General features: G+C 67.2%; 17 protein-coding genes. 4 read left to right on the plus strand and 13 right to left on the minus strand.

The window, feature by feature from the left end:
• Positions 1 to 97 precede the first annotated feature (97 nt).
• The 6 genes from Verru16B_RS01895 to Verru16B_RS01920 all read right to left on the minus strand — a co-directional run bounded on the left by Verru16B_RS01895 (position 98) and on the right by Verru16B_RS01920 (position 3,424).
• Positions 98 to 709, minus strand: a complete 612-nt coding sequence (locus tag Verru16B_RS01895; RefSeq protein ID WP_069960702.1) for a hypothetical protein — start codon at positions 707 to 709, stop codon at positions 98 to 100.
• Complete coding sequence (locus tag Verru16B_RS01900; protein WP_069960703.1) at positions 696 to 1,217, minus strand: RNA polymerase sigma factor; 522 nt, start codon at positions 1,215 to 1,217, stop codon at positions 696 to 698. Before Verru16B_RS01900 ends, Verru16B_RS01895 begins: the two co-directional genes overlap by 14 nt.
• A gap of 54 nt (positions 1,218 to 1,271) precedes the next feature.
• Complete coding sequence (locus Verru16B_RS01905) at positions 1,272 to 1,649, minus strand: hypothetical protein (RefSeq protein ID WP_069960704.1); 378 nt, start codon at positions 1,647 to 1,649, stop codon at positions 1,272 to 1,274.
• Between the two features lie 29 nt (positions 1,650 to 1,678).
• Complete coding sequence (locus tag Verru16B_RS01910; RefSeq protein WP_069960705.1) at positions 1,679 to 1,873, minus strand: helix-turn-helix transcriptional regulator; 195 nt, start codon at positions 1,871 to 1,873, stop codon at positions 1,679 to 1,681.
• Between the two features lie 6 nt (positions 1,874 to 1,879).
• Complete coding sequence (locus Verru16B_RS01915) at positions 1,880 to 2,305, minus strand: hypothetical protein (protein WP_157772128.1); 426 nt, start codon at positions 2,303 to 2,305, stop codon at positions 1,880 to 1,882.
• 123 nt (positions 2,306 to 2,428) lie between these two features.
• The gene (locus Verru16B_RS01920) at positions 2,429 to 3,424 is read right to left on the minus strand and encodes an SGNH/GDSL hydrolase family protein (protein ID WP_157772131.1); all 996 of its coding nucleotides are present in this window, start codon (positions 3,422 to 3,424) and stop codon (positions 2,429 to 2,431) included.
• A gap of 184 nt (positions 3,425 to 3,608) precedes the next feature.
• Between Verru16B_RS01920 and Verru16B_RS01925 the strand changes: the two genes are divergently transcribed.
• Complete coding sequence (locus Verru16B_RS01925; RefSeq protein ID WP_069960708.1) at positions 3,609 to 4,118, plus strand: chemotaxis protein CheX; 510 nt, start codon at positions 3,609 to 3,611, stop codon at positions 4,116 to 4,118.
• A 265-nt stretch (positions 4,119 to 4,383) separates the two neighbouring features.
• Here the strand turns inward: Verru16B_RS01925 and Verru16B_RS01930 are convergent, their stop codons facing one another.
• A complete protein-coding gene (locus Verru16B_RS01930; RefSeq protein WP_069960709.1) occupies positions 4,384 to 6,198 on the minus strand; it encodes an ATP-binding cassette domain-containing protein in 1,815 nt (604 codons plus the stop codon).
• Positions 6,199 to 6,561: 363 nt separating this feature from the next.
• Positions 6,562 to 7,005, minus strand: a complete 444-nt coding sequence (locus tag Verru16B_RS01935; RefSeq protein ID WP_069960710.1) for a response regulator — start codon at positions 7,003 to 7,005, stop codon at positions 6,562 to 6,564.
• 107 nt (positions 7,006 to 7,112) lie between these two features.
• On the opposite strand from Verru16B_RS01935, the gene Verru16B_RS01940 reads away from it, so the two are divergent.
• Positions 7,113 to 7,604 carry a VOC family protein gene (locus Verru16B_RS01940; protein WP_069960711.1) on the plus strand — a complete coding sequence of 164 codons (492 nt, stop codon included), beginning with the start codon at positions 7,113 to 7,115 and terminating at the stop codon, positions 7,602 to 7,604.
• Here Verru16B_RS01940 and Verru16B_RS01945 read toward each other — a convergent pair.
• The 5 genes from Verru16B_RS01945 to Verru16B_RS01965 all read right to left on the minus strand — a co-directional run bounded on the left by Verru16B_RS01945 (position 7,558) and on the right by Verru16B_RS01965 (position 14,908).
• Complete coding sequence (locus tag Verru16B_RS01945; RefSeq protein WP_069960712.1) at positions 7,558 to 7,998, minus strand: response regulator; 441 nt, start codon at positions 7,996 to 7,998, stop codon at positions 7,558 to 7,560. The two genes, Verru16B_RS01940 and Verru16B_RS01945, sit on opposite strands and share 47 nt — an antisense overlap.
• Positions 7,985 to 9,961, minus strand: a complete 1,977-nt coding sequence (locus Verru16B_RS18520; RefSeq protein WP_069960713.1) for a methyl-accepting chemotaxis protein — start codon at positions 9,959 to 9,961, stop codon at positions 7,985 to 7,987. The genes Verru16B_RS01945 and Verru16B_RS18520 overlap by 14 nt, the downstream gene beginning before the upstream one ends.
• 300 nt (positions 9,962 to 10,261) lie before the next feature.
• Entirely contained in the window at positions 10,262 to 11,005 is a 744-nt protein-coding gene (locus Verru16B_RS01955; protein ID WP_069960714.1) for a response regulator, read from the minus strand.
• A gap of 1 nt (position 11,006) precedes the next feature.
• Positions 11,007 to 13,763 (minus strand): hybrid sensor histidine kinase/response regulator, encoded by a 2,757-nt coding sequence (locus Verru16B_RS01960; RefSeq protein ID WP_069960715.1) that lies wholly within the window; start codon positions 13,761 to 13,763, stop codon positions 11,007 to 11,009.
• Positions 13,764 to 14,191: 428 nt separating this feature from the next.
• On the minus strand, positions 14,192 to 14,908 hold the full coding sequence (locus Verru16B_RS01965) for a TonB family protein (protein WP_069960716.1): 717 nt from the start codon (positions 14,906 to 14,908) through the stop codon (positions 14,192 to 14,194).
• 297 nt (positions 14,909 to 15,205) lie between these two features.
• Here Verru16B_RS01965 and Verru16B_RS01970 point away from each other — a divergent pair, with 297 nt between their 5' ends.
• A complete protein-coding gene (locus tag Verru16B_RS01970) occupies positions 15,206 to 16,132 on the plus strand; it encodes a bile acid:sodium symporter family protein (RefSeq protein WP_069960717.1) in 927 nt (308 codons plus the stop codon).
• A gap of 280 nt (positions 16,133 to 16,412) precedes the next feature.
• Complete coding sequence (locus Verru16B_RS01975) at positions 16,413 to 19,823, plus strand: transglutaminase family protein (RefSeq protein WP_069960718.1); 3,411 nt, start codon at positions 16,413 to 16,415, stop codon at positions 19,821 to 19,823.
• Positions 19,824 to 19,856 lie beyond the last annotated feature (33 nt).

Raw genomic sequence — 19,856 nt, forward strand, 5'->3', positions numbered from 1 at the left:
GGAGCGAGAAGCCCCGACCAAACCCACCCTCCACCCCAGTTTGCCCTTCGCGAATCTTCGCGTCCTTCGCGGTTAATGCCTGGGTGACTTCAAACGCTCAATCGTAGGACTTGAGCAGCGCCTCGAGCTCGGTCTTTCGCGGCAGTAACTTCCGTTGATGATGGAACCAGCTCCAAATCAGCATGCCCACCACATAGGCGGGATAAATCACCAGTGCCGGGATCACGATCTCACGGCCGGCTTTGCCAACCTCCATCAGTTGGTAAACGATGATCGGTAGCATCAACACGCTGGTAACCAGCAGTCCCGCGATGAACTTGTAACGCGCGCGCTCCGCCCGGTTCTCGTCGAGCAATGCCGCCACACTCGCGCTGATCGATGCATCGCTGTGCGGGTGCCTGACGTGGTGCCGCCAGTGCAGTCGCACCATGAGCAGCCAGCCGATCCACGGCAGCGCGAAGAACGGGATGATCGCCCACTCCCGGGCCAGGTCCACGCGGTTCAGCGCCGGGTCGGACCAGATGACCTGAAGCACGACCTTGCCGGTCATGAACAGCAGCAGGCTGAGGATCAGCCCGAGAAAGATAAGATTGCCGCGGCGGCGGCGGCGCAGGTCGGCGACGAATTCCATTTTTTGTTTCTCCAGTTGGGCCGCAGGCGGCCGGTTGTGTGGCGAACGCCACGTGTTTTCGATGTCAGCGAAGTTCATGGGACATTTCCTCCATTGCGTCGGTCAGTTTCTGTTTCAGGCGGTTCAGCTTCACCCCGACGTTGCTTTCGGTGAGGCCGTGAATCTCCGCCATGCCGGCGTAACTGACGCCGTCGAGGTGGAGCAAGATGAGGGACCGGTCCACCGGCGGGAGCCGGCGGATCTGCGCGTAAAGCAGTTCGAGCGCCTCGCGTTCCCGGATCCCTGCGGCTGGCTCGGCGTGCGTGGCGCGCCAGGCATCGGCCTCGAATCGGTCCACCTGCCGGCGGTAGTTCCGCTCGGTGCGCTTCCAGGTCAGCGCGGTGTTGTGGGCCACCCGATAGATGAAGGTCGAGGGTTGCGCCCCGCCGCGGTAAGCCGGCACCGCCCGCCACACCGCGAGCAACAGCTCCTGCATCAGGTCGTGCCGGTCCGTCCCCTCGGCGAATCCGTTCACCACGTGGTGCAACACCGCCGCGTGTTCCGCCAGCCAGCGCTCAAAGAGGAGATGTTGTTCGGCGGCCTGCATGGGTGGTGCGCCCTGTTAGATGCCGCCCGCCGCGATTACTTACAGGCAATCGTGCTATTCGGGTCGAATCTCCCGCCCATCCTGCCAGCGCCACCCATGGTACAGGCCCAGCGCGATCACCATGGCGATGATCAGGAGGTCAAAGGCCGAGAGATACCGCAGGCCCGGCTGGCCGCCGCGCGTCAGCTTGACCAGCAAGGCGTGCCCAAAGACCGCGACGGCCGACACCGGCAGGGCCAGCCGGATCGACTTCAGTTTCAGTTGTTCGACGCGCTCGTCCTGTTCCTTTTCCCGGGAGAAGAAGACCACCATCAGGCAGGTGGCGACCATGACCGAGGCACCGGACCACCGGAAATCCGGGTTATACAGGCTGCCTGCGGCCGTGGTCGCGGCCAGGGTCAGGTAGAGATATTTGAGTGAGTGGTTTTCCATAAGAATCGGGGGTTGGGGGTGGCGACGCGTCAGCCGCGGTCGGTGAAGATGTCCTCAATCGGACACTTGAAGAGTTTCGCGATCTTGAAGGCCAGCGGCAGGCTCGGGTCGTATTTTTCGGTCTCGATCGCGTTGATCGTCTGGCGTGACACGGCCAACTTCTCGGCGAGGTCGCCCTGCGACCACTCGCGCGCAGCCCGGAGTTCCTTGAGGCGATTTTTCATGATGATTCAGCGATAGCGTCGCACTGACCATACCCAGCCGGCGCCGAGGGAAATCAACATCGCTTTCTCCCACACCCCGGGGGTCCAGGCGAAATCCGCCAGTATCCCACCCGAGCGTAACATGCCGGCGATAGTGAGCATGAGGAAGAGTACGAAGAAACCGGCCGCGGCCGCGTCGCTGACAATGCGCTGTTCAAGCTCATCGCGGCGGCCGCGTGTCGCAGAATGATAGCAGTACACGCCGTAGGCAAAAGGGAGCAACGGAGTCAGGGCGAGGGGGACCCTTAGCCAGCCCATGATATCGTAATGTCTGAGCATGCCCCGCGCGCCGACCGCACAGAACGCGTTTAGCAGCACACTCCACAAAAGAAACTTGAAGAAGGGTCGCATCTTTGGCGCGGGAACATCGGGGGTATTGGAGGCGGTGTGCATTCGCTCGATGTAAAGCATCCTTGTCATCTGTCAAGCATGCTTGTCATGCCGATTTGAACCACCCAGGCACGAAGACACAAAGAGTACCCGAACCCTTCGGGCCTTTGTGGTTACTTGGCTCGCTCAGATATGAGGCCCCATCCACCCCTGCGCCTTCAGCCACGCCGTCAGCTCCGCCGCCATCACCCGGTGGTCACGCACCCGCGGGTGCTGCTCCGTCCAATGCTGGAAAACGAAATGGCTGATCGCGGGGTCGGCGGCCTCGAGCTCCCCCACCGCCGCCGCCCACGCTGCGCGCAGTTCCGGGTTCGTCGCGCCGCCCGCCATGCCGCCGCGTAACAGGACGATGTGCGCCGCCGGATAAGCCGCGCGCACGGCCTTGATCAGCGCGACATAAGCTGTCGTGAACCCCGCCGGGAACGGCCGCCCGTTCGCCTGAGTGAAGGCCGCGTCGTTCTCGCCGAGGTTCACGCAAACGACCTCCGGCACCCACACGGATAGATCCGCACGGCGCGGATTGTCCCGCGGGTAGACCTTGTCCCACGCCTCGCCGGCCACCATCGGCACAAAACCCTCGCACAACCCCATCCCGCTCACCGCCATCGCCCGGTGATCCGCCCCGAACGCTTGCGAAGTGAGATAGCCGTAACTCAACGCGTGGTTGTGCGTCCGCCGGTCTTCCCACTGGTCCACGGCACCATCCTCGTTGTTGGCCCCGGCCGTGATCGAGTCTCCGATAAACTCCATGCGAAATCGGTACGCCCGCGGCTCCGGTGCCCAGGCCTGCGCACCGGCCGCCAATTCCACGCCGTGGAAGGCCACCTGCCCGGCGTCGGCTTCCGAGCGCTTGAGGAGTTCCAGCCGGTGCCTCCCCGTCCCGAGTCCGTGCGGGCAGACATACCGGCCGGCCGAACCCGCCACCACCTCGGTCACCCCGTCCACCGTAAGGTCAAAATAGCTCTGCCCCGTGGCCGTCCCGAAAACCACCGCCAGTACGGGGCCCTCAAAATCCACCCTAACCCGGCTCCCGGCCCAGATCAGGACCGGTTGCGACGGATTGGCACGGTCGAGGCGACCTTCGTACTGAAAGGCGGTGGCGGAGGCGGCAAGGGGGGTCATGGCAGGGGCGCCCAGGGCGCTGGCCGCGAAAAAACACATCCCAAGGCCCGGCAAGAGGTGTCGCAGCATCCCGGAGGCGTAGCGGCCCGGCCTCCTGCGGCAAGCTTCGGGTTATGCGGCCTTTATCGGGCTCAAGCCCCCCGTTCCCGGACCGATAAAGGGATGGTACCCTCTCTTCATCCGCATGGCCACCGCCGTCTCCACCATTTCCGACTCCCTCATCCAGGACTCCATCGTGCGCGCCGTCCGCAACGTCTGCGTGACCATGCTCAAGCAGGAGGCCGGGCTGGTGGAGAAATCCACCGTGACCGGCTACGACGGCTTCAAGGAAAAGCCCCATGTCTTCGGCAGCGTGGGGTTCGCCGGGGTGATCGACGGGATCGTGTACCTCTGCATCCCCGACGATTTCGCCCAGGACGCCGCCGCCCGCGTGCTGGGCATGAGCCTGGCCGAGGTCGAGATGACCGGCGACGAGGCCGTCAAGGACGTGGTCGGCGAGATCACCAACATGACCGTCGGCGGCTTCAAGAACGCCCTCTGCAACGTCGGCTTCCCCTGCAAGCTCACGCTCCCCACGATCGTGCGCGGCGACAGCCTCTCCGTGGCCGGCCTCAAGGGCGCCATCCGCCATGTCTTCCACTTCGACTGCTCCGGCCACCGCCTGATCGCGGACATACAACTACGGCAGGATTAACCCGATCTGCCCTCGGAATCAGCCATTCCTATCGCGCCGTAGCCTCGCGAAGGCGGATCGCGGACATCCAGTTACGCCAAGACTAGCCTGATCTGCCCGCGAACACCTCACCCCCTATCGCGCCGTAGCCTGGGCGAAGGCGGATCGCGGATATCCAACTGCGGCAGGACTGAGCGGAAGTAAGAATTAAGAAGTAAGAAGGAAGAAAACGAGCCCGCGCGGCCCCTTTCTTAATTCTTCCTTCTTCCTTCTTACTTCTTACTTCTTACTTCATTTTCTCCAGCTCTTCCCAGCGCGCAAACGCCGTGGAGTGCTCGCGCTCGACCGTCTCCAGACGCGCCTTCACCTCGGCGAACTTCGCCGCCTGCGCCTTGTAGAACGCCGGATCCGCGAGCTTCGCCGCCAGCTCCGTCTGCTCCTTTTCGAGCACTTCGATCTTCGCCGGCAGGGTCTCGAGTTCCTTCTGCTCCTTGCCCGTGAGCTTGCGCGTCGGCTTGGGGGGAACCTCGTCCAAACCCGCGCTCCGTGCGGGCTCCACCTTCGTCAACGCCAGCGCCCGCGCCGCCTGCTTCGCCTTGTCCTGCACCCAGTCCGTGTAACCACCGGCGTAGTCGCCGATGCGGCCGTCGCCTTCGAACACGAGCGTGCTCGTGACGACCTCGTCCAGAAATTCGCGATCATGGCTCACCAGCAGCAGCGTGCCCTGGAACTCCACCAGCAGGTCCTCCAACAGGTCCAGCGTCTCGGCGTCGAGATCGTTGGTCGGCTCGTCCAGCACCAGCACGTTGGCCGGCTTGGTGAAGAGGCGCGCGAGCAGGAGGCGGTTGCGCTCGCCGCCCGACAGCACCCGGGCCGGCGTGCGCGCGCGGGTCGGGTCGAACAGGAAGTCCTGCAGGTAGCTGATCACGGCCCGCGAGCGGCCGTCGATCGTGACCGTGGCGTTGCCGTTCGCGATGTTGTCGGCGACGGTCTTGTCGTCGTCGATCTGCGCGCGCAACTGGTCGAAATAGACGATCTCCATGTTGGTGCCGTGCTTCAGGCTGCCGCCGGTGGGCGTGAGTTGGCCCAACAGGAGCTTGATCAGGGTGGTCTTGCCCGCGCCGTTGGGCCCGAGGATGCCGATCTTCTCGCCGCGGCGGATGATGGTGGAGAAATCGCGGATCACCGGCGGGCCGCCGGCCGTGTAGGCGTAGCTGACGTTCTCCGCCTCGACGACCTTCACGCCGGAGCGCTCGGCCTCGGCCAGCTTGATCGTGGCGGTGCCGGTGCGGTCGCGGCGGGCGCGGGCCTGGGCGCGCATGTCCTTGAGCGCGTTGATGCGGGCCGTCGCGCGCGAGCGCTGGGCCTTCACGCCGCGGCGGATCCATTCCTCCTCCTGGGCGAGTTTCTTGTCGAACAACGCGCGCTGGCGCTCCTCGGCCTCCAGCACCTCCTGCTTGCGCACCAGGTACGTGTCGTAGTCACAGGCCCACCCGGCCAGCCGGCCGCGGTCGAGTTCCACGATGCGCGTGGAGATCCGGCGCAGGAAGGCGCGATCATGGGTGATGAAGAGCAGCGTCGGCTTCTTCTCGAGCAGGAACTCCTCCAGCCAGAGGATGGACTCGAGGTCGAGGTGGTTGGTCGGCTCGTCCAGCAACAGCAGGTCCGGCTGGCCGGCCAGCGCCCGCGCCAGCAACGCGCGGCGCTTGAGGCCGCCCGACAGCGCGGCAAAATCCTGCGTCGCGGGCAAACGGATCGCCGCAATCAGATCCTCCACGCGCACGTCGCGTTCCCAGTCCTCCTCATGATGGTCGTCGTTGGGTCGCAGGCCGCCGTAGACGATGTCATGAACCGTACCGGCGAGATCGGACGGGATTTCCTGCGTGAGCCGGCGGTAGACCGCGCCGGACGGACGGAACACATCCCCGGTGTCGGGCTTCATCTCGCCGACGATCACCTTCATGAGCGTCGATTTGCCCGCCCCGTTGCGCCCGATCAGACAGATGCGCTCGCCCGGATCGACCTGGAAGTTGACCTTTTCCAGGATGGCGGGACCGCCAAAGTGGAGGGTGACGTCGAGCAAAGTGAGGAGAGCAGCCATGGGAACGGGCCAACTTGGGCACCGCCCCCGCCGGGTGCAACCCTAAGCTCAGAGACAAAACCCAATACATTATTGGCCGCAAAAAGGCGCAGAATCCGTCAGTGGATTAAGCTCCCCAAGCGCCTATCAGCGCACGGAAGACTTTCGGGACCAAATAAAAGCATTATTGCGCCTTTTTGCGGCAATCCCGCTTGGTTCGTATCACCCCCGGCGCTCGCCCCGGATCATCGGCCGGTGGCGGGTGCCCTCCGGGGGACCGGAGGATCGTCAGGGCGCTGATCCGAGGGCGGCGATGGGGCGCGTCGTCGCAACCAGGTCGCAACGGCGTGGACGCGTCCCTTATCGACGCAAACCGGTCCGCGATTAAGCGTTGTTCGCCGCCACCGGCGGCCGCGGCCCGAGGATCTCCGCCACCAGCTTCAGCAGGCTCTGCGGGACAAAGGGCTTGGGCAGCACGCGGTCCGCCCCGAGCTGCTGCGCGGATTTCAGAAAATCGAGACCGATCTTCGAGGGGTTGCCCGACATCGCGATGATCCGCGGCCGGAACGGACTTTCCCGCAGCTTCATGATCAGCTCATAACCGTCCAACTGCGGCATCTGGATGTCGGTGACCACCACCGCGACGGCCCGGCGGTGCAGGATCTTCAGGGCGACTTCGCCGTCCGCGGCACTCTCCACCTGGTAGCCGCTGCGCCGCAGATACTCACTCATCACCGAGGCGATTTCCCGGTCATCATCCACGAACAATACGTCCAGGGGCGTGACGGGCAAGCCGGCGCGGCCGGCAGGGGCAGGGCTGAAATCCATGGTCGGCGGGACTGGGAACCACCGTGTTTCGCGCCGGGCGTTTCACCAGTGATAAAAGCGGCCGGGAGATTTTTTGCGTTTTTTTCCCATTCCCCCACCCTGTGGCCATGACCGCTCCCCGTCCCCTCGCCGCCGGTGTCCGCATCGGCCACGTCCACCTGAAGGTCGCCGACCTCGCCCGCGCGCTCGATTTCTACTGCGGCGTGCTGGGCTTCACCCTCACGCAGCGCTACGGCACGCAGGCGGCCTTCATCTCGGCCGGCGGCTACCACCACCACCTCGGGCTCAACACGTGGGAGAGCTTGGGCGGCCGGCCGCCGCCGCCCGGCAGCACCGGCCTGTTTCACACCGCCATCCTCTACCCCACCCGCGCGGACCTCGCGGACGCCCTGCGCCGGCTCGTCGCCGCGGGCGTGCCGCTTGACGGGGCCAGCGATCACGGTGTGAGCGAGGCCCTTTATCTGCGCGATCCGGATCAGAACGGCGTCGAGCTGTACTGGGACCGTCCGGAAAACGCCTGGCCCCGCACCCCCGCCGGGGAACTGGCCATGGTCACGGCGCCGTTGGACTTGGCCTCGCTGCTGGCGACCCGCGCCTGACCTCCGCCCCGACGAGTTGCCCGACGGTGGACAAAAATTCCGCCGGGGTGAAGGGCTTGCTCAGTGTCCGGGTCGCCCCGAGGGCAACGGCAACTTTCAGCATGCCCCCGATCCGGGCCGTGCTGCTGCCGGACATCGCCAACACCGGGGGTCGCATCGGCAGCCGGCGGATATGGTCCAGCAATTCCAAGCCGTCGCTGTCGGGCATGAAGATGTCGCTGATGACGAGCGCGAACGGCTCGCGCGCCAGCCGCTCGATGGCTTCACGCCCCTGCTTGGCCAGCGCGACTTCATAGTCGGAGCGCTGCAGGAGCTCCACGAGCGTCCGGGCGAGCATGGCATCATCTTCCACCAGGAGGATCCGGGACCGGACCATGGCGTCAGGCGGAGTCATCGGCGTGGCGGGAGTTTCCGGCCAGCGCCGGCGCGGGCTGGTCCGCAAAGAAATCGTTGGTCGTACTCCCGCGGCGGAAGACCGCCGGCGCCGGGCGCATGACCTCCGGCGCGGAGACCGCACCCGCGGCGCCGGCGCCATTGACGACCTGCAGCAGGTCGTTGACGCACCCGCGCAGGGTGACGGCCTGGGCGTTGAGCTCCTCCGCGGCGGCCGAGTTTTCCTCGGCGCCGGCGGCGTTGCCCTGGGTGACCTTGTCCATCTGGCCAACCGCGGCGTTGATCTGGACGATGCCCTCGCTCTGCTCCTGACAGGCGTGGGCGATGTCAGCCACGAGGCCGTCCAGCCGGCGGGTGCGCTCGACGATCCCGCCGAAGCCGGTCGCGACCTTGCCGCTGATGCCGACGCCGAGTTCGCTCATGCGCACGGCCTCGCTGATCGTGGCGGCGGTCTCCTTGGCGGCGCTGGCGCTGCGCTGCGCGAGGTTGCGCACCTCTTCGGCGACGACCGCGAAACCGGCCCCGGCCTCGCCGGCGCGCGCGGCCTCGACCGCCGCGTTAAGCGCGAGGATGTTCGTCTGGAACGCGATCTCGTCGATCGTCTTCACGATCTGCGCCACGCTCTTGCTGGTTTTCTGCAGGTCGGCCATGGCCGTGGCCATCTTCTCCATATCGGTGGTCCCGGCGTCCGCGGCCGCGCGGGTCTCCGCCGCCAGGGCCTTGGCCGTGGCCGCATGCTCGGCGTTGCGCTTCGTCATGCTGGAAAGTTCCACCAGGGAGGAACTGGTCTCCTCGAGGGAGGCCGCCTGCTCGCTGGCGCCGGCGGCGAGGCTCTGGCCCGCGCTGGACACCTGGCCGGAGGCGGCGGTGATCTCATCCGCGCCGGCCCCGAGCTGCTGGGCAATGTCGCGCACCGGGCGCGAAATCCCGCGGGCGATCCACCAGACGACGACCAACACCCCCGCGAGGACGAGCCCGCCCGTCAGCACGATCGTGTTGCGCAGCCGCCGGGCCGCGGCCAGCACCTCGCTCTCGCGCAGGGTGATGCTCACGGCCCACGGGGTGTCCGCCGTCCCGATCCGGACCGGCGCACCAAAACGGAAGGTGTTGTCATCGAGCGTGCGGGAAAAACTCTCGGTGGCGAAGGCCTCGCCCCGCTGCACGTGGCCAAGGAAGGGCTGCACCCAGGCGTCGGTGTCGACCATGGGCTTGCCCAGGCGCTCGCTCTTCGGGTGCGCCGCATAAAGGCCGCGGTTGGAGATCAGCGCGGCATAACCCGTCTCACCTACCTTCACCTGGGCGATCTCGGCCCCGAGCTTTTCGAGCGGCAGATCCACGCCGACCACGCCGGCGAAGGCCCCGTCGGGCCCCTGCACGGGGACGACCAGGCTGGTCATGAGCACGTCCTTCCCGGCGACTTTGTAGAGGTAGGGCTCGAGGATGGTTTCGCGGTTGGTGCGCTTGGCGATCAGGTAGTAATCGCCGGCCCCCTCGACGGTGTAATCCACCAGCGGCTCAACCTGGATCTGGCCGCTGCCGCGGTTCCAGTAGGAGATAAAGCGGCCGGTGCCGTCATGCCCGGGTTGGCCGGCGTGCTCGGCGTCGCGACCGTCAAAGGCGCCGGGCTCCCACAGGGTCCACACGCCGATGTAGTCCGCGTTCGCGGCGAGGCTGCCGCGCAGCATGGCATTGGCCTGCGCGCGAGACGGATGCCCCTCGGCGTGCAGACCTTCCAGGGCCTCGCCCAGCGTGCGGGCCGTGCCCAGCGCAAAGCCGAGCCGGTTCCCCATGTCCGCACCGATGCGGGCGGCGGTGGCCTGACTGAGGGCAAAGGCGTCCCGCCGCGCGCTCTGCACGACGCGCAGCGTGGTGAGGCTGATGAGCACGGTGAGCCCGGCGAAAACCGCCAGGCCGATCGAGACGAGCATGCGGGCATTGAGCCCGCGTTGGGTGATGAATTTCATGGTGGAGCGTGGAGGAAGGAAGGCGGCAACCCTCCCGGCAGGAAGGAACGGGCCCAAAGCAAAAGGCACAGGCGCACCGGGTCCCCGAGAGGACATGGTGTGACTGTGCCTTCGACTGACAGGCCCGTATGTCCTGCCGGAGAAAGCTGCCTGCAACCGGGTTGCGGGCCTGCTGTGCCCCCTAACGGCACATCCGCCCGGCGCTTGAGCAAAAATTTACCTCGCCCACCCCCACGCCTTGTTGTCGGGCGGGATTGCCAAATCCGGGCTCGCTTCAACCGCCTCGCCCCGACCGTCCCTTCAAATCCCGTCGCCCGATCCCGGTTCGCGTTCCAGCAGCTGCTCCAGCTGGCGGCGCAGGTCGGCAAGATCCTTGCTCTTGAAATTCTGCCGGGTGCGCTCAAGCACCTCCACGGTGCGCCGCAACGCCGCCACATGGTCCACCTCGCGCAACCGGCTCGAGGCCCGCCGGTCCAGCGATTGCGTGGCCCGCTCCAGGTCCGCCAGCAGCAGGATGGCCTGCCGCAGCGACACCCGGATGAAATCCTCCATCCGCCCGCCGCCGTCAACCGGCGCCTGCCGGGAAAGCTGCTCGATCTGCGCCAGCTCCCGCTCCCAGTCGCGCAACCGCTGCCGGCCCTCCCGGATCAGGACGAGATCCCGGTAATCCGCCACGGCCTGGTCCAGCACGCTGGTCATCTCGGCGAGATCGGGCGGCTTCGTGAGATACGCGGTGACCGGCAGCCGCACCGACCGGGCGGCGGTGTCCACCGACGGACGTCCGGTCAGCAGGATCACCGGCAGCCCGGGCACCGCCTGCACCGCCGCTTCTACCAGCTCGAGCGCCGTGTTGCCCGGCATGTGGATGTCGGAAATCAGCACGTCATACGGCGCGGCCCGGAGTTGTTGCAACGCATCCGCCGCCGACACGGCGCACTCGCAGGTGTACCCCAGCCGGCGCAACATCTCGGCCAGCCCCTCGCGCGCGGCCCGGTCGTCGTCCGCGAAAAGCACCCGGCCGCGATGAGGGAGAGGAGTCAGCATGTCAGGGATGGGGGGTGAGATCGAGGGCGCGCCGCACCGTGCGGGAAAGCTCGGCGATATCAATCGGTTTTTCCACCAACCCGTAGCCGGCTTCCGCCTCCGCCCCGTCCGGCGGGTTGGACCCGCTCATGCCGCTCATCAGCAGGACCGGCAGGTCCGGCCGGACGGTGCGGGCCAGCTGGATCAGCTCCGGTCCTGACAGGTGCGGCATCGTCCGGTCGGTCAGCAACAGGCTGAACTGCCCGGGTCGCGCCTGGACACAGGCCAGCGCCTCCCGGGGATCCTCGTAAATCTCCACGTGGTAGCCGATCCGCCGCAGCATGGCGCCGACGGCCTGGCCGATCGCTTCCTCGTCATCCACCAGCAGCACGGACTCGCCCTGCCCGGGCACCAGGCCCGCCACCGGCTCACGCACGGCGCTATCCGTCGCCGGAGCCGCGGGAAAATAAAGCTCAAACGTGGTGCCCTCCCCCGGTTGGCTTTGCACGAAGATGGCCCCGTCGTGGCTCTTCATGATGCCATGCACCATGGGCAGCCCGAGGCCGGTCCCCTCGCCCGGGCCCTTGGTCGTGAAAAAGGGTTCGAAGATCCGCGCCAGCACCGTGGCGTCCATGCCGTGTCCGGTGTCGGCAATCGTCAGCCGCGCGTGGGGTCCCGGCTGCAAGCCCGGCCGGGGGACACAGTCGGCCGGCTCCAGCCGGCACAGGGCCAGCCGCACGGTCAGCCGGCCGGGCCGGTCGCGCATGGCGTGGGCGGCATTGGTGCACAGGTTCATCACCACCTGGTGGACCTGGCCGGCATCGGCGAGCACGGGCGGCGCGTCGGGGGCCATGTCCTGACTGATCTCGATCGTCGCCGGCAACGAGGCGCGCAGCAGGCCCAGGGCCTCCCGGATGATCATCTGCAACGGCTGCCGCAACCGCTCATGCTGCTGCTGGCGGCTGAAGGTCAGGATCTGGCGCACCAGTTCTTTCGCGCGGTTGCTCGCCAGGCCGATCTCATCCAGCCGCCGGCGCAGGTCCGCCGGCTGGTCCAGATCCATCAGCGCCAGCTCCTGGTTGATGATGATGGCCGTGAGGATGTTGTTGAAATCGTGCGCGATGCCGCCGGCCAGGGTGCCCAGCGCCTCGAGCTTCTGGTTCTGCTGCAGTTGGGCCTCGAGCGACGCCTTCTGCGTCTCGGCCTGGCGCTGCTCCGTGATGTCGGTGATCGTGCTCAGCATGCACCGGACGCCGGCCAGCTCGATCGTCTCAAAGGAGCAGCGCGTGACCAACCGACCGCCATCCTTCCGGCGGAAATTGAGCTCCATGTCGCGCACGCGGCCCTCCTCCTGTAACCGGGCGAACAGGGCCTGCCGGTCCGCCAGGTTCTCCCAGATGCCGGTCTCCAGCGAGGATCGTCCGATGACATCCGCCCGGCTGTACCCGCTGACACGCTCGAAACCCAGGTTCACGTCGATGTAGCGCCCCGTGGCGATTTCCGAGATGATCAGCGGCTGCGGGCTGGACCGGAAGGCCTTGGCGAATTTCTCCTCCGACTCCCGCAGGGCCTGCTCCGCGGCCAGGCGGTCGGTGATGTCGCGCAGCACCGAGACGTTGTGCGGCCGCCCGTCGATCTCAATGCGCTCGGCCGAGAGCTCGCACCGGCGCTGGCGGCCGCCCTTCATCCCGATGATCACGGGATGGCCGCGCACGGAACCCTCGACCCGCAGCTGCTCGACAAAACCCTGGCGCTCCAGGCTCTCCGACCACAGGCCCAGCTCCAACGGCGTGCGGCCGATCACTGTCTCGCGCCGGCAGTCGAACAGCCGGAGGAAACCCTCGTTGACGTCGACGTAGCGCCCGGTGTCCAGCTCATGCACCGACATCGCATCCGGGCTGGCCCGGAAGATCCGGGCGAACTTCTCCTCCGACTCGCGCAGCGCCTGCTCGGCCCGCCGGCTCTCGGTAATGTCCCGCCCTTCGGGGATGATCGCCACCACCGCACCCTGCTCGTCGCGCACGGGCTTGAGGGAAAAATCCATGGTCAGCAGCCGCCCGTCCGCCGCCGGATGCGTGGTCTCGTAGCGCACAAATTCCCCGCGGGCCGCCCGGCCGATCGCCGCGCGCAGCCGCGCCTGCTCGGCCGGGTCGTGGCTCCACCAGGGGGTGTCCCAGAAATAATTCCCCACCACCTGCTCCTGCCTCACCCCCACCGCATCCAGCGAGGTCTGGTTGGCGCGCAGCAGCCGGCCCGCCGGGTCGAGCAGACCGATGAACTGGAAACTGTGGTCCAGGATGGCGCGCAACATCTGCTCGCTCCGGGCCCGCTCCTGCTCCGCCTGTTTCCAGGCGGTCACATCCTGCGAGGAATAGAGCACATGCGTGCAGGCGCCGGCCGCGTCCAGGATCGGCGTCAGGGTGGTGCGGCCATGGAACACCCCCGTCGGCGCCCGCGTGACCTCCTCGAATTCCAGCAGCTGCCCGCTCCGGATCACCTGCTCGTAACGCTCCCGCATCCGCCCAACCGTCTCGGCGTCAAAACCGAACTGCGCCTGCACGTCCGCGAAGCTGCGACCCTCAAAATCCTGCGCCGAGAGGGCATAGCCGGCGGCGCGGACGGTCTCGAGGTAGGGGCGGTTGACCGTGACCACCCGGATCAGGTCCGTCGCGTCCACCTCCGCCAGCAGCATCATGTCGCGCGCGCTGTTGAAGATCAGCTCGAGCTGGAGCTTTTGCGTCCGCAGGGCGGCCGTGGCAGTGGATGGCTTAGTGGCCATGGGGACAATGCCTGTCCGTTGCACCTCTCCGGGGAGGTGCCGACACGGGGACATGCGGTGGAAGATTCACGCAGCGTAGGCAGACCGGCCTGAAGCCACCCTGCCTATCGACCCCGGTCCGGGCAAGTTAACACTCAAAATCAGCCCGTATAAACGAAGGACGCCGGCCCGCTAAGCGGGCCGGCGTCCGGCACTGGCACACACGACAGCGGGGCAACCGGCCCCCGCCGCCAAATTCGGGCTCACTTGGGAGGATCAACCCCGCCCCGCTGGCGATCCCTTCGTTCTAAGGTGGATTTTTCCCCAGTTGGCGCGCCTTTGCCCCAAGGCGCGAGGGGTTGCTCCCTGGATGGCCCGCGCCCCTGCGGCCGGGCCTTGGGGTTCTTTTGCCTCATCCGTGTCCATGCGTGGTTGCACCGAATCGTTGCTCACCGCCCGCCGCCGAAATCAAATTCCTGCACCGCCGCGACGAGCACCGGCCGGCCGCGGCTGGTGGGGGGCGCGAACTTCCAGTCGCGCACCGCCCGCACGGCCTGTTCCATCAGGTAGGGATGGGTGCCGGCGGCGGGCTGCGCCGCGGCCATCCGCACGGCCCCGCGTTCATCGATGTAGAAGTGGACCTGCACCCGGCCGTGGACGCCCGCCTTCCCGGCGTCGAGGGCGTACCGCGGTGCGTCGCCCGCGAGGCGCTGCGGCGCGCGGTCGAGTTGGTTCGCGGGACAGAGCTGGCGCGAGGCGCTCAGATCGCCGGCATTCTCAAAACCGTCGAAGAAGAAGTGGTTGACCGCGTTCGACGTGATCACGGCCCCCTCGAGCGTGAAATCGATCCGCATCTCCGTCTGCACCGGCACGGGCAGGCCGTCGAGGCGCGCGGGCAGGAACTGCCACTCGCGCAGGGCGGCCAGGGCCGTCTCGGCAATCCGCGGATGCGTGTGGGCCAGCGGCAGCGCCTCCTGCACTTTGCCCTCGGGATCGATGCTGACGGCGACGACCGCGTAGCCGCGGGTGATGCCGGACATCTGCAGGGCGGCCGGGAACGGCGGCATGGCATTGTCGGGAGCCAACCGGGCGGACTCGAACTGAGCCAGGACCGGAACCGCGGGGACGAGCAGCGCGGCGAGCAGAAGTGCATGGGGAATTTTCATGGGAGGAGTGATTCGTCCCGCATAACCCCGCCCCCGCGCCATCCCTTCACAACCTCCTCCCCCGCCTCAATTCCCTTCCCGTGGGCCGCGAGCTTGCTCGCGCTCCGATTACCCAATCCTCTTCCGCCACAAAAAGTCACAAAAAATCGACAGCGTATGCAGCTCTCAACGCGCCTAACGGCGCGCGTATCAGCTCCACCCACCGGACCCTCGCTCTTCGTGTCCACCCCTGCATTGGTCCTCACTGACACACTCCGCGCTCGCCACCCCGCTTTGCGCCCGGCTCACTCGGCGGCCATGTCGCGCGTGCTCACCCTGCTCACGAACGCCTTCCCCGTCTGGGTCGTGGTCCTGGCCGCGCTCGCGTTGGTCGAACCCACGTGGTTCACTTGGTTCGGCGGCCCGTGGATCACCTGGGGCCTCGCCGTCATCATGCTGGGCATGGGGCTCACGCTGACCTTCGACGATTTCCGCAGTGTCACCCGCCTGCCCAAGGCCGTGGCCCTGGGCTTCGTCGCCCAATTCACGATCATGCCCTTCCTCGGCTGGAGCCTCGGCCGGCTCTTCGCCCTCGAGACCCCGTACGCCGTCGGCCTCATCCTCGTTGCCTGTTGCCCGGGTGGCACCGCCTCGAACGTCGTCACCTACCTGGCCCGGGCCAACGTCTGCCTCTCCGTCGTCATGACGATGTGCTCGACCTTTGCCGCCGTGGCGCTGACGCCCCTCCTCACCTCGTGGCTGGCCGGCGCGCTCGTCGAGGTGGATGCGTGGGGCATGTTCCGCTCCACCGTGCAGATCGTGATCGCGCCCGTCGTGATCGGCGTGCTCGTGAACCGCTTCGCCCCGCGCCTCGTGCAGCGCGTGCAGGTCGGCCTGCCGCTGGTGTCGGTCGTCGTCATCGCCCTGATCTGCGCCAGCATCATCGGCGGCAGCGCCGCCGCGGTGCAGGGTGCCGCGTGGCGGTTGCTCGGCGCGGTCTTCGGCCTCCATGCCGGCGGCTTCGCCCTCGGCTACCTCGCCGCGCGGGTGCTGCGCTTCGACCAGACCATCGCGCGCACCGTCTCCATCGAAGTCGGCATGCAGAACTCCGGCCTCGGCGTCGCCCTCGCCCGCAAGCATTTCGCCGACCCGCTGACCGCCGTCCCCTGCGCCATCTCGAGCGTCTTCCACTCCGTGATCGGCAGCATCCTCGCCGGCTGGTGGCGCTGGCGCAGCCGGAGCTGAGTCTCCCTGATGGGGTTGTTGGAGTCGGTGGCGGTTTTGCGCGCTTTGCGCCGTTTGGCGGCCAAAGGCATTGGCCGAATGAGGGCGAAGGGCTGCGGGAAATCGCCTGCAAGGAGGCTCCTACAACTGGCGTTCAGACCTGGCCATTGTACTGCAACCAATTGCCAGGCATAATTAAACACAACTAAGCCAGCGGGGACTCTCGCGCCGATCCACCCGCGCACTTCTTCCATCGTTAGTGCCTCCTTGGTCTGCCTCCTGCTTAGTTGGTGCATCCCTCATGGCCATTCACGTCGCGCTTAACCACCGGACCAGCTACAAATACGACCGCCCTGTCACCCTCGGGCCCCAAGTCATCCGGTTGCGCCCCGCCCCGCACTGCCGCACGCCCATCCTCAGCTACTCGCTGAAACTCAAGCCGGCCAAGGGCCACTTCCTCAACTGGCAGCAGGACGCCTTCGGCAACTACCTCGCCCGCGTCGTCTACCCGGAAAAGGTCACCGAGTTCTCCGTTGAGGTCGACGTTGTCGCCGAGATGTCGGTCTACAATCCCTTCGATTTCTTCCTCGAGCCCTACGCGGAAAAATTCCCGTTCACCTACGAGAAGAAACTCGCCACCGAGCTCGCCCCCTTCCTCCGCAAGAACGCCCGCAAGCCGAAGTTCGGCGCCTTCGTCGCCGGCATCGACCTCAAGCCCCAGCGCACGATCGATTTCCTCGTCGCCCTCAACAGCGCGGTCAACCGCCTCGTGAGCTACGTCATCCGCCTCGAGCCGGGCGTGCAGACCCCCGAGAAAACGCTCACCCTCGGCAGCGGCTCCTGCCGCGACTCCGCCTGGCTCCTCGTCAACGCCCTCCGCCACTGCGGCCTCGCGGCGCGCTTCGTCTCCGGCTACCTCATTCAGCTCAAGGCCGATCAGAAATCCCTCGACGGCCCCAGCGGCGCCGAAACCGACTTCACCGACCTCCACGCCTGGTGCGAGGTCTACCTCCCCGGCGCCGGCTGGATCGGCCTCGACCCGACGTCCGGCCTCCTCGCCGGCGAGGGCCACATTCCCCTCGCCTGCTCGCCCGAACCCTCCAGCGCCGCGGCCATCAGCGGCGGCGTGGACGAGTGCGAAACCGAGTTCGACTTCGCCATGGCCGTCACGCGCGTCCACGAGTCCCCGCGCGTCACCAAGCCCTACACCGAGGAACAGTGGACGAAGATCGAGGCCCTCGGCCACCAGATCGACGCCGAGCTCACCAAGAACGACGTGCGCCTCACCATGGGCGGCGAGCCGACGTTCATCTCCCTCGACGATCCCGACGGCCCCGAGTGGAACTTCGTCGCCGCCTCCCACCGCAAGCGCGTCCTCTCCGGCCAGCTCATCAAGCGCCTCCGCACCAAGTTCGCCCCCGGCGCCCTCCTCCACTACGGCCAGGGCAAGTGGTATCCCGGCGAACAGCTCCCGCGCTGGGCCCTCTCCGCCTACTGGCGCAAGGACGGCGTCCCGATCTGGCACGACGACTCGCTCATCGCCGACGAATCCAAGAACTACGGCCACGGCCCCAAGGAGGCCAAGGAACTCGCCTCCCGCCTCGCCCGCACGCTCGGCGTCAATCCCGCCCATCTCATTCCGGGTTACGAGGACGCCTTCTACTACACCTGGAAGGAGCGCCGCCTGCCCTCCAATGTCACGCCCGAGAAAACCAACCTCAAGGACAAGCTCGAGCGCGAACGCATCGCCCGCATTTTCCAGGAAGGCCTCGGCACCGTCGTCGGCTACGCCCTGCCCATCAAGCGCGCCACCGTGGGCAACCAGACGGGCTGGATGTCCGGCTCGTGGTTCCTGCGCGACGACGAGACGCTTTGGCTGATCCCCGGTGACTCGTGCATGGGCCTGCGCCTGCCGCTCGATTCCGTACCGTGGGTCGCCGACAAGGACTACCCTTGGAATTGGCAGCAGGATCCCTCCGCCACCCTCGGCGCCCTACCCAAGGAAACGCCCCACGACCGCCGCCGCCTCGCCGCGCTCCGCGCCGGCCAGCGCATCCTCAGCGGCGGCGGCGCGGCCCTGCCCGCCGGCTACGGCCCCGGCCAGCGCGCCCAGGATCCCGAAAATCTCCCGCCCCTGCCGCCCCCCAACCTCGACCCGAATCGCCGCCCGCAGCCGGGCGAGAGCGCGCCGTGGATCATCCGCACCGCTCTCTGCGTGCAGCCGCGCGACGGCCGCCTCCACGTCTTCATGCCGCCGGTCAGCACGACCGAGGATTACCTCGACCTGATCTCCGGCATCGAGGCCACTGTCACCGAGATGGGCGTGCCCGTCATCATCGAGGGCGAGACCCCGCCGAAGGACCCGCGCCTCAACAAGCTCGCCGTCACCCCCGACCCCGGCGTCATTGAGGTCAACATGCACCCGAGCAAGACTTGGGACGAACTCGTTGAGCGCACCACCGTGCTCTACGAAGAGGCGCGGCAGACGCGTCTTGGCACCGAGAAGTTCATGCTCGACGGCCGCCACTCCGGCACCGGCGGCGGCAACCACATCATCATCGGCGGCGAGACTCCCGGCGACTCGCCTGTCCTGCGCCGCCCCGACCTGCTGCGCTCGCTCCTCGCGTACTGGCAGAATCACCCGTCGCTCAGCTGGCTGTTCTCCGGCCTGTTCATCGGCCCGACCTCGCAGGCCCCGCGCATCGACGAAGCGCGCAACGACGCCCTCTACGAACTGGAGGTCGCGTTCAAGGAGATGGACCGCCAGCTCGGCACCTTCAACAGCGTGCCGCCGTGGATGGTCGACCGCCTCTTCCGCAACCTCCTCACCGACGCCACCGGCAACACCCACCGCAGCGAGTTCAGCATCGACAAGCTCTACGCCCCCGAGGGCCCGACCGGCCGCCTCGGTCTGGTCGAGATGCGCGCCTTCGAGATGCCGCCGCATGCCCGCATGAGCCTCGCCCAGCACCTCCTGCTGCGCGGCCTCGTGAACAAGTTCTGGAAGGAGCCGTACAAGAACGGCCTCGTCCGCTGGGGCACCGACATCCACGACCGCTGGATGCTGCCGCACTTCAACAAGACGGACTTCAACGAGGTCATCCGCGACCTGCGCCTCGACGGCCAGCCCTTCGAGGCCGGCTGGTTCGACCCCCACTTCGAGTTCCGTTTCCCGCGCGTCGGTGAGTTCAGTGTGCGCGACGTCAAGGTCGAGCTCCGCGCCGCCCTCGAGCCGTGGCATGTGCTCGGCGAGGAACCTGGCCCCGGCGGCACCGTGCGTTACGTCGACAGCTCCCTCGAGCGCCTGCAGGTCAAGGCCACCGGCCTCACCGGCGACCGCTTCGTGCTCACAGCCAACGGCCACCGCGTCCCGCTCCACCCGACCGGCGTCAACGGCGAGGGCGTGGCCGGCGTGCGTTACCGCGCCTGGCAGCCGCCCGAGTGCCTGCACCCCACGATTCCCTCGCATGCGCCCGTGGTGTTCGACCTCGTGGATACCTGGAACAAGCGCTCGCTCGGCGGCTGCACTTACTATGTCGCCCACCCCGGCGGCCGCAGCTACGAGACTTTCCCGGTGAACTCCTACGAGGCCGAGAGCCGCCGCCTCGCCCGCTTCCAGGGCATCGGCCACACCCCCGGCGGCATGCGCCCCGCGATCCCGGCATCCACCTCGCGCGAGTTGCCCTTCACCCTCGACCTGCGGAATCCGTAGGCCGGGGTTCTTTATAGGACCTATAGGCCCCAT

Origin of the sequence: Lacunisphaera limnophila, from assembly GCF_001746835.1 — a bacterium.
GTDB classification, from domain to species: domain Bacteria; phylum Verrucomicrobiota; class Verrucomicrobiia; order Opitutales; family Opitutaceae; genus Lacunisphaera; species Lacunisphaera limnophila.